Below are 312 nucleotides of genomic sequence, written 5' to 3'. Positions count from 1 at the left end.
ACCTATAGAGGTGGGAGAATTCTTGCTGATTCTTGTTAAATTTTCATGTTTCTTTTCGAATTTTTTGGTTTCTGTGAACTTTCCGGACATTTTTCTTCCTGCTCGCAGCGCATGATTCCCACACCCATCGATTGCTGTTTTTCCTTATAAAATAAGGCTTTGTGAGGTTTTTCTTGATCCCGGAAGATTCGCCGAAAAAACTTTTTTTCAAAAAATTGAAATTTTTTCAAAAAAACGCTTGCATTTTTTTCAAGGTCATGCTATTATATACAAGTCGCTGGTAAACAGCGCAAAACAAACGTTCAAGAACAT

Source organism: Clostridium sp. AM34-11AC (genome assembly GCF_003435375.1).
Lineage (GTDB): Bacteria > Bacillota > Clostridia > Lachnospirales > Lachnospiraceae > Pilosibacter > Pilosibacter fragilis.
The sequence above is the reverse complement of the archived record's forward strand: the minus strand, read 5'-3'. Positions refer to the sequence as shown.